A 9,164-nucleotide genomic window follows, 5' to 3' on the forward strand; every position below is an offset into this window, starting at 1 on the left:
CTCGCCACACAGGTGTTGCTTAAATCAATGTTTCGATCCGCAGCGAATTAGTCGATCCCGGCTGGCCAAACGGCACACCCGCGGTGATCAGCAACGTATCGCCACGCTCGGCCATTCCTTGAGCCTGAGCGATTTCCAGCGCGGTCGAGCACACTTCATCCACCTGACGCAGGCGATCATTGACCACCGAATGAATGCCCCACGCCACGCTCAAGCGGCGGGCGGTCTGCAGGTTCGGCGTCAGGTTGAGGATCGGCGCTTTCGGCCGCTCCCGCGCCGCACGCAGACTCGATGCGCCGGACTCGCTGTAGTTGACCAGCACCGCCACCGGCAGCACGTTGCTGATCCGGCGAATCGCGCAGCTGATCGCATCGGACACGGTCGCTTCGGCTTTCGGCCGGCTGACGTCGAGTTGGGTCTGGTAATCCGGACCGTTCTCGACCTGGCGGATGATCTTGCTCATCATCTGCACGGCTTCCAGCGGGTATTCGCCGGACGCGGTTTCGGCCGACAGCATCACCGCATCGGCGCCTTCGGCCACGGCGTTGGCCACGTCCGTGACTTCGGCGCGGGTCGGCGCTGGGGAGAAGCGCATCGACTCGAGCATCTGCGTTGCCACCACCACCGGTTTGCCGAGCTGGCGGCAGGTGGTGATGATGTTTTTCTGGATCTGCGGCACGCTTTCGGCCGGCACTTCCACGCCCAGGTCGCCGCGGGCAACCATGATCGCGTCGCTCAGCTCGGCGATCTCGCGCAGTTGCTCGACAGCCGACGGTTTCTCGATTTTCGCCATCAGGAACGCCTTGTCGCCGATCAGCTCGCGGGCCTCGATGATGTCTTGCGGACGCTGCACGAACGACAGCGCGACCCAGTCCACACCCAGCTCCAGGCCGAAGCTCAGGTCGCGGCGATCCTTGGTGGTCAGCGGGCTCAGATCGAGTACCGCTTGCGGAACGTTCACGCCTTTGCGATCCGACAGTTCGCCACCGTTGAGCACGGTGGTGTCGATCGCGTCGGAGTATTTGGTGACGACCCGCAGACGCAGTTTGCCGTCGTCGAGCAGCAGATCCATCCCGGCTTCCAGCGCGGCGATGATCTCCGGATGCGGCAGGTTCACCCGGCGCTCATCGCCAGGGGTTGCGTCCAGATCGAGGCGGAACGCCTGACCACGATGCAGTTGAATCTTGCCGTCAGCGAACTTGCCGACCCGCAGTTTCGGCCCCTGCAGGTCCATCAGGATGCCGAGCGGATAGTTGAGCTGGCGCTCGACTTCGCGGATCCACTGATAGCGCTTGGCGTGGTCGGCATGATCGCCGTGGCTGAAGTTGAGGCGGAAGATGTTGACCCCGGCCTCGACCAGCTCGCGGATGTCTTCGATGCCGTCGACGGCAGGCCCGAGGGTGGCGAGGATTTTGACCTTTTTGTCAGGCGTCATGATTTAGAGCTCTCGAGGATCAGGATGGCGCGGAAGTCGTTGACGTTGGTGCGGGTCGGCTCGGTGACGATCAGCGCATCGAGCGCCGCGAAGTAGCCGTAGCCGTTGTTGTTATCCAGCTCGTCGCTGGCGCTCAGGCCAAGCGCGGCGGCGCGGGCGTAGCTGTCCGGGGTCATGATCGCGCCGGCGTTGTCTTCCGAGCCGTCGATGCCGTCGGTGTCACCGGCCAGCGCATAGACGCCGGGCTGGCCCTTGAGGCTGTCGGTGAGGCTGAGGAGAAATTCGGCGTTGCGTCCGCCACGGCCATTGCCGCGCACGGTCACGGTGGTTTCGCCGCCGGAGAGAATCACGCACGGCGCTGCCAGTGGCTGGCCGTGATGAATGATCTGGCGGGCAATGCCGGCGTGGACTTTCGCCACTTCGCGGGACTCGCCTTCCAGGTCGCCGAGGATCAGCGTGCTGAAACCGGCCTGACGGCATTTCACCGCCGCCGCATCCAGCGATTGCTGAGGACGGGCGATCAGCTGGAAGTGACTGCGGGCCAGGCTCGGATCGCCGGGTTTGACGGTTTCCGATTCCGGGCTTTGCAGCCAGGTGCGCACGGACGCCGGGATCTCAATGCCGTAGCGCTTGATGATTGCCAGCGCTTCGGCGCTGGTGCTCGGGTCGGCCACGGTCGGGCCGGAGGCGATGACCGTGGCGAGGTCGCCCGGTACATCGGAAATCGCGTAGGTATAAACAGTTGCCGGCCAGCAGGCCTTGCCCAGGCGTCCGCCCTTGATCGCCGAGAGGTGCTTGCGCACGCAGTTCATCTCGCCGATGGTCGCGCCGGATTTGAGCAGGGCTTTGTTGATCGACTGCTTGTCGGCCAGGGTGATGCCTTCGGCCGGCAGCGCCAGCAGGGCAGAACCGCCGCCGGACAGCAGGAAGATCACGCGGTCGTCTTCAGTCAGGTTGCTGACCAGTTCCAGCACGCGTTTGGCCACGGCCAGGCCGGCTGCGTCCGGTACCGGGTGCGCGGCCTCTACCACTTCGATTTTTTCGCACGGGGCGCCGTGACCGTAGCGGGTCACCACAAGGCCCGAGACTTCACCTTCCCAGCAGCGCTCGACCACTTGCGCCATGGCAGCGGCAGCCTTGCCGGCGCCGATGACGATCACGCGACCTGTGCGATCGGCAGGCAGATGGGCTTCGAGGACCTGGTTCGGATGGGCCGCGTCGATGGCTGTGGCAAACAGCTCGCGCAGCAGTTGTTGCGGATCGACCGACATGGCGGGCTCCCGGAATTCTTGTTATTGGAAGGGCAACTCGGTCCAGTGTGGAAGCAGGGCTGCTTCCACACTGGGGGCGGGGCAGGGCTTACTTCTTGTCGCGAATCGAGAAGTTGGCCATGTGTTCCAGGCCCTTGATCAGCGCCGAGTGGTCCCAGTTGCTGCCACCGATGGCCGCGCAGGTGCTGAACACTTGCTGGGCGTTGGCGGTGTTCGGCAGGTTGATGCTCAGCTCCTTGGCGCCTTGCAGGGCCAGGTTCAGGTCCTTCTGGTGCAGGCTGATGCGGAAGCCCGGATCGAAGGTGCCCTTGATCATGCGCTCGCCGTGCACTTCGAGGATCTTCGAGGAGGCGAAACCACCCATCAGCGCTTCACGCACCTTGGCCGGATCGGCACCGTTTTTCGAAGCGAACAGCAGGGCTTCGGCGACGGCCTGAATGTTCAGGGCAACGATGATCTGGTTCGCCACCTTGGCGGTCTGACCGTCGCCATTGCCACCGACCAGGGTGATGTTCTTGCCCATGGCCTGGAACAGCGGCAGTGCGCGTTCGAAGGCATCGGCGTCGCCACCGACCATGATGCTCAGGGTCGCAGCCTTGGCACCGACTTCACCACCGGACACCGGAGCGTCGAGATACTGCGCGCCTTTTTCGTTGATCTTTGCGGCGAAAGCCTTGGTGGCGGTCGGCGAGATCGAGCTCATGTCGATCACGACTTTACCTTTGCCGATGCCGGCAGCAACGCCGTCGGCGCGGAACAGCACGTCATCGACCTGCGGGGTATCCGGCACCATGACGATGATGAATTCAGCTTCCTGGGCCACTTCTTTCGGGTTGGCCAGGGCGACGGCGCCAGCGGCGACCAGATCGGCAGGAGCGGCGTCGTGGTGTGCCGACAGGAACAGGCTGTGACCGGCTTTCTGCAGGTTCGAAGCCATTGGGTGGCCCATGATGCCGGTGCCGATAAATCCGATTTTAGCCATGAGAAATTCCTCTTGTTTTTGTCTTGCTCAAGCAAATAGGGGTCAGATCGCGTTGTGGGATTTCAGCCAGCCGAGGCCCGCTTCAGTGGTGGTCAGCGGTTTGTATTCGCAGCCGACCCAGCCCTGATAACCGATGCGATCGAGGTGTTCGAACAGGAAGCGGTAGTTGATCTCGCCAGTGCCCGGCTCGTTGCGGCCAGGGTTGTCGGCCAGCTGCACATGGTTGATCTCGGCCAGGTGCGATTGCAGGGTGCGGGCCAGATCACCTTCCATGATTTGCATGTGATAGATGTCGTATTGCAGGAACAGATTGGCGCTGCCGACCTGCTCGCGAATCGACAGGGCCTGCGCCGTGTTGTTCAGGTAGAAGCCCGGGATGTCGCGGGTGTTGATCGCTTCCATCACCAGTTTGATGCCGACGGCTTGCAGTTTTTCGGCGGCGTACTTGAGGTTGGCGACGAAGGTCTTTTCAACGGTGGCATCGTCCACGCCCTGCGGACGGATACCGGCCAGGCAGTTGACCTGGGTATTGCCCAGCACCTGTGCGTAAGCGATGGCCAGATCGACACCGGCACGGAACTCTTCGACCCGGTCCGGCAGGCACGCGATACCGCGCTCGCCCTTGGCCCAGTCACCGGCCGGCAGGTTGAACAGCACTTGGGTCAGACCGTTGGCGTCGAGTTTGGCCTTGATTTCGGCAGAGCTGAAATCGTACGGGAACAGGTACTCGACACCGCTGAAGCCAGCCTTGGCGGCGGCGTCGAAACGGGCAAGGAAATCCTGTTCGGTGAACAGCATGGACAGGTTGGCTGCGAAACGCGGCATGGTGGTCTCCCGTGTAAATAGCAGGTCATTCGATCCCTGTGGGAGCGAGCTTGCTCGCGAAAGCGGTGGGTCAGTCAACAAGTCTGTTGAATGTGAAGCCGCCTTCGCGGGCAAGCCCGCTCCCACAGTGGGAGCGGTCAGCAGTTAATCGAGCAGCGAAATCGCGGTAGGCGCATCGTTGCCGACCAGCGCCAGGTCTTCGAATTCGTTGACGGCGTTGATCTCGGTACCCATGGAGATGTTGGTCACACGCTCCAGAATGATCTCGACGATCACCGGCACCTTGAACTCTTCGATCAGCTCTTCGGCCTTGCGCAGGGCAGGGGCGATGTCTGCCGGTTCGAACACACGCAGCGCCTTGCAGCCCAGACCTTCGGCGACTGCGACGTGGTCGACACCGTAACCGTTGAGTTCCGGCGCGTTCAGGTTATCGAAGGACAGCTGCACGCAGTAGTCCATTTCGAACCCGCGCTGTGCCTGACGGATCAGACCCAGGTACGAGTTGTTCACCACGACGTGGATGTACGGCAGATTGAACTGGGCGCCGACCGCCAGTTCCTCGATCATGAACTGGAAGTCATAGTCCCCCGACAGGGCCACGACTTTGCGGTTCGGATCGGCCTTCACCACGCCCAGCGCTGCCGGAATGGTCCAGCCCAACGGACCGGCCTGACCGCAGTTGATCCAGTGACGCGGCTTGTAGACGTGCAGGAACTGCGCGCCGGCAATCTGCGACAGACCGATGGTGCTGACGTAGCAGGTGTCCTTGCCGAACACCTGGTTCATTTCTTCATACACGCGCTGCGGCTTGACCGGCACGTTGTCGAAGTGGGTCTTGCGTTGCAGGCTGGACTTGCGCTGCTGGCAGTCCTGCAGCCATGCACTGCGGTTTTTCAGTTTGCCGGCGGCTTGCCATTCACGGGCGACTTCGATGAACACGGTCAGCGCGGCGGCGGCGTCGGACACGATGCCCAGATCCGGGGTGAACACGCGGCCGATCTGGGTGCCTTCGATGTCGACGTGAATGAACTTGCGACCTTCGGTGTACACGTCGACCGAGCCGGTGTGACGGTTGGCCCAGCGGTTACCGATGCCCAGCACCACGTCGGATTTCAGCATCGTGGCGTTGCCGTAACGGTGCGAAGTCTGCAGACCGACCATGCCGACCATCAGCGGGTGATCGTCCGGAATGGTGCCCCAACCCATCAGGGTCGGGATGACCGGAATGCCGGTCAGCTCGGCGAATTCCACCAGCAGATCGCTGGCGTCGGCGTTGATGATGCCGCCACCAGCCACCAGCAATGGACGCTCGGCCTGATCGAGCAGCGCCAGAGCCTTTTCAACCTGCACGCGAGTTGCGCTCGGCTTGGCCAGCGGCAGTGGCTGGTAGGCGTCGATGTCGAATTCGATTTCAGCCATCTGCACGTCGAACGGCAGGTCGATCAGCACCGGGCCCGGACGGCCGGAGCGCATTTCGTAGAAGGCTTTCTGGAAGGCGTAAGGCACCTGACCCGGCTCCAGAACGGTGGTTGCCCACTTGGTCACTGGCTTGACGATGCTGGTGATGTCGACGGCCTGGAAGTCTTCCTTGTGCATACGGGCACGTGGCGCCTGGCCGGTGATGCAGAGGATCGGGATCGAGTCCGCGGAGGCGCTGTACAGACCGGTGACCATGTCGGTACCGGCAGGGCCGGAAGTACCGATGCACACGCCGATGTTGCCGGCCTTGGTGCGGGTGTAGCCCTCGGCCATGTGCGAGGCGCCTTCAACGTGGCGAGCGAGGACGTGATCGATGCCACCGACTTTCTTCAGGGCGGAATACAGCGGGTTGATCGCAGCACCCGGAATGCCAAAAGCGGTATCAACCCCTTCACGGCGCATCACCAGAACGGCGGCTTCGATTGCTCTCATTTTGCTCATGGTTTTGTGCCTCTTTACGTTTTGTAATTGTATACAAGTGGCTTTGCGCAGAGTGTATTCACGGCGGACGGCGCAGGTCAATCCATTTTCTCAAGCGCCTGTTTCATTCGTCGGAAGCCGTTTCTACTGTGGCTTTTCGTCGCATGGGGCGCTTTTCGAGAATTATTGTATACAAAAAAATAATTCATTGTGTTCTATTTGTTGCATCGGGCTGCGGCAGAAAAGCGCAGCCCAACGGCTTTCCCAATAACAAAATGAGGACGGCACCATGAGCGCTTTAACCTTGAAAGTCGCAGTCAACCTGGTCAACGAAGCCATCAGCGCAGGGCGGGCGATCTCCGCCGCGCCGCTGACCATTGCAGTACTGGATACCGGCGGCCACCTGGTCACCTTGCAACGCGAAGACGGCGCCAGCCTGCTGCGCCCGAACATCGCCATCGGCAAAGCCTGGGGCGCCATCGCCCTGGGCAAGGGCTCACGCCTGCTGGCGCTGGACGCACAACAACGCCCGGCGTTCATCGCCGCGCTCAACAGCATGGGGCAGGGCAGCGTCGTCCCGGCACCGGGCGGCGTGTTGATTCGCGATCAGGCGGGCAACGTGCTGGGAGCGATCGGCATCAGCGGCGATCTGTCGGATGTCGATGAACAGGTGGCAATCAAGGCTGTGGAGGCTTTGGACCTGCGGGCGGATGCGGGGGTGGCGGCCTGAGTGGCTAACGCCGGATAGTCGCTGAAACGAACAAGCCCGCCCTCACAGGAAGTTCTGTGAGGGCGGGCTTGTTTGTGTCTGGAGGTGTTGGCTTCAGTCCGGCTCGCAGCCCTTGAGCACCAACCGGATGATGGTTTGTGCTGCGGACTCGTAATCCGCCTCGTCGAGCTTTTCCTTGCCGGTCACGGCGGAGATCTGCCAGTCGAAGTCGGCGTAGGTCTGGGTCGCGGCCCAGATGCTGAACATCAGGTGGTTGGGGTCGATCGGGGCGATCTGGCCGCGGTCGATCCAGCTCTGGATGCAGTCGATGTTGTGCTTGGCCTGGCTGTTCAGTTGCTCCACCAGGTCGGCGCTCAGGTGCGGGGCGCCGTGCATGATTTCGCTGGCGAACACCTTCGAGGCAAACGGCAGGTCGCGGGAGATGCGGATCTTCGAGCGGATGTAGCCGCTCAGCACTTCGCTCGGCACGCCGTCCGGGTTGAACGGGGTCGAGGCCTGCAGGATCGGCACGATGATGCTTTCCAGAACCTCGCGGTAGAGGTTTTCCTTGGACTTGAAGTAGTAGTAGACGTTGGGCTTGGGCAATCCCGCCTTGGCGGCGATGTCGCTGGTTTTGGTCGCAGCGAAGCCCTTGTCGGCAAACTCTTCACTGGCGGCACGCAGGATCAGTTCTTTGTTGCGCTCGCGGATTGTGCTCATAAACCCGGTGGTTCCTTGCCTGTTCTGGCGGTTGCGCATGGTAGCACCGGCCTCGCGCGCCGCTCAACAAGGCCCGTCGGTGGCGCTCGTCGCGTCAGTCTGTCGCCAGCCTGAACAAATACGCCGTGCCCCGCGACGGTTGTCGGGACGCTGCTAGAGTCAAGGCAGACGCGGGGGCAAGAGGCGGGCGGTCATGGCGAGACGCAGGCGTGGCAAAGTCCTGTTGATCATTGGCATTGTGCTGTTGCTGGGGCTTGCTCTGTGGTTCTACCTGAGCGCCGGTCAGCATCGGGTCAAACCCCCGCCGGCCGCCGAGCCGGTCGCAACGGTCGCGGTCAAGTTGCAGGACGTGCCGGTCTACATCGACGCCTTGGGCACGGTGACCCCGACCCGCAGCGTGACCGTGGTGACCCAGGTCAACGGCATTCTCAGCTCGGTCGAGTTCAAGGAAGGCCAGCACGTCGCCAGGGGCCAGGTCATCGCTCGCATCGACGACCGCGCGCTGAAGGCGCAACTGGCGGTGGCCAAAGGCACGCTGATGCATGATCAGGCGCTGCTCGCCAACGCCGTGCGCGATCTGGCGCGTTATCGCGAACTGATCAAGGTCGGCTCCACCACTCAGCAAACCCTCGATACCCAGGCCTCCCTGGTGCAGCAACTGCAAGGCACGGTCGCTTCGGATCAGGGCAGCGTGCAGAACCTCGAAGTCCAGTTGAGCTACTGCACGATCACTTCACCGGTGGATGGCGTGGTCGGTTTGCGTCAGGTCGACCCCGGCAACTACGTGACCACCACCAGCACCACCGGAATTGCCGTGATCACCCAGATGACCCCGGCCACCGTGGTGTTCGCCGTGCCCGAGGATGATCTGGGGGCGATCAATCAGGCCATGGCCAAAGGCACAGTCACGGTACTGGCCTACGACCGCAACAAACACAACCTGCTGGCCACCGGCAATCTGCTGGCGCTGGATAACCAGGTCGATACCAGCACCGGCACGATCAAGGTCAAGGCGCAGTTCGACGATTCGGCCAAGGCGCTGTTTCCCAATCAGTTCGTCAACGCCCGGCTCAAGGCCGACACCCTGAGTCAGAATCCCGTGGTGCCGACCCGAGCGATCCAGCATGGCAGCAAGGGCGATTTCGTGTTCGTGGTGGTCGATCCCGGCAACAAGGTCAGCCTGCGCAACATCAAGACCGGGCCGGCGACAGGCGATGTTTCGGCGGTGCTCGACAACGGGGTAAAGGAGGGCGAGCAGGTCGTCACCGAGGGCGCCGACAAACTCGACGATGGCTCGGCGGTGAAAGTCGTCGCGCAATAGGA

At 62.4% G+C, this 9,164-nt stretch carries 8 protein-coding genes and 1 pseudogene; 3 read left to right on the plus strand and 6 right to left on the minus strand.

Translation table 11 applies throughout. From position 1 onward, the window contains the following. Positions 1-19 precede the first annotated feature (19 nt). From pyk to hyi, 4 genes are all read right to left on the minus strand, one after another. On the minus strand, positions 20-1,435 hold the full coding sequence (pyk, locus tag R1A29_RS07550) for a pyruvate kinase (RefSeq protein ID WP_438301071.1): 1,416 nt from the start codon (positions 1,433-1,435) through the stop codon (positions 20-22). Further along, complete coding sequence (locus R1A29_RS07555; RefSeq protein WP_114881924.1) at positions 1,432-2,706, minus strand: glycerate kinase type-2 family protein; 1,275 nt, start codon at positions 2,704-2,706, stop codon at positions 1,432-1,434. Before R1A29_RS07555 ends, pyk begins: the two co-directional genes overlap by 4 nt. 88 nt (positions 2,707-2,794) lie before the next feature. Continuing rightward, positions 2,795-3,688, minus strand: coding sequence for a 2-hydroxy-3-oxopropionate reductase (locus R1A29_RS07560; RefSeq protein ID WP_114881925.1), 894 nt, complete (start codon positions 3,686-3,688; stop codon positions 2,795-2,797). 42 nt (positions 3,689-3,730) lie between these two features. Next, positions 3,731-4,513 (minus strand): hydroxypyruvate isomerase, encoded by a 783-nt coding sequence (gene hyi, locus R1A29_RS07565; protein WP_248742939.1) that lies wholly within the window; start codon positions 4,511-4,513, stop codon positions 3,731-3,733. A gap of 17 nt (positions 4,514-4,530) precedes the next feature. Here hyi and R1A29_RS07570 point away from each other — a divergent pair. Beyond that, positions 4,531-4,641 (plus strand): annotated as a pseudogene (locus R1A29_RS07570) (DUF4381 domain-containing protein); the annotation flags it as partial. A gap of 16 nt (positions 4,642-4,657) precedes the next feature. Here R1A29_RS07570 and gcl read toward each other — a convergent pair. Beyond that, positions 4,658-6,433, minus strand: coding sequence for a glyoxylate carboligase (gcl, locus tag R1A29_RS07575; protein ID WP_134825910.1), 1,776 nt, complete (start codon positions 6,431-6,433; stop codon positions 4,658-4,660). A 268-nt stretch (positions 6,434-6,701) separates the two neighbouring features. Between gcl and R1A29_RS07580 the strand changes: the two genes are divergently transcribed. Beyond that, positions 6,702-7,142: a GlcG/HbpS family heme-binding protein gene (locus tag R1A29_RS07580; RefSeq protein WP_085710524.1), complete on the plus strand. Its 441-nt coding sequence runs from the start codon at positions 6,702-6,704 to the stop codon at positions 7,140-7,142. Positions 7,143-7,235: 93 nt separating this feature from the next. On the opposite strand, the gene R1A29_RS07585 is transcribed toward R1A29_RS07580, so the two are convergent. After that, a complete protein-coding gene (locus R1A29_RS07585; protein WP_085710525.1) occupies positions 7,236-7,841 on the minus strand; it encodes a TetR/AcrR family transcriptional regulator in 606 nt (201 codons plus the stop codon). Between the two features lie 193 nt (positions 7,842-8,034). Here R1A29_RS07585 and R1A29_RS07590 point away from each other — a divergent pair, with 193 nt between their 5' ends. After that, the gene (locus R1A29_RS07590) at positions 8,035-9,162 is read left to right on the plus strand and encodes an efflux RND transporter periplasmic adaptor subunit (protein ID WP_438301072.1); all 1,128 of its coding nucleotides are present in this window, start codon (positions 8,035-8,037) and stop codon (positions 9,160-9,162) included. Positions 9,163-9,164 lie beyond the last annotated feature (2 nt).

It is taken from the genome of Pseudomonas sp. NMS19W, assembly GCF_051554255.1.
In the GTDB taxonomy this organism is placed as follows: domain Bacteria; phylum Pseudomonadota; class Gammaproteobacteria; order Pseudomonadales; family Pseudomonadaceae; genus Aquipseudomonas; species Aquipseudomonas kribbensis.

What these genes read in the sequence shown, in the direction of transcription:
- R1A29_RS07560 (WP_114881925.1), bottom strand. Translation starts at nt 3,688, where the DNA reads ATGGCTAAAATCGGATTTATCGGCACCGGCATCATGGGCCACCCAATG.
- R1A29_RS07585 (WP_085710525.1), bottom strand. Translation starts at nt 7,841, where the DNA reads ATGAGCACAATCCGCGAGCGCAACAAAGAACTGATCCTGCGTGCCGCC.
- R1A29_RS07580 (WP_085710524.1), top strand. Translation starts at nt 6,702, where the DNA reads ATGAGCGCTTTAACCTTGAAAGTCGCAGTCAACCTGGTCAACGAAGCC.
- pyk (WP_438301071.1), bottom strand. Translation starts at nt 1,435, where the DNA reads ATGACGCCTGACAAAAAGGTCAAAATCCTCGCCACCCTCGGGCCTGCC.
- gcl (WP_134825910.1), bottom strand. Translation starts at nt 6,433, where the DNA reads ATGAGCAAAATGAGAGCAATCGAAGCCGCCGTTCTGGTGATGCGCCGT.
- R1A29_RS07555 (WP_114881924.1), bottom strand. Translation starts at nt 2,706, where the DNA reads ATGTCGGTCGATCCGCAACAACTGCTGCGCGAGCTGTTTGCCACAGCC.
- R1A29_RS07590 (WP_438301072.1), top strand. Translation starts at nt 8,035, where the DNA reads ATGGCGAGACGCAGGCGTGGCAAAGTCCTGTTGATCATTGGCATTGTG.
- hyi (WP_248742939.1), bottom strand. Translation starts at nt 4,513, where the DNA reads ATGCCGCGTTTCGCAGCCAACCTGTCCATGCTGTTCACCGAACAGGAT.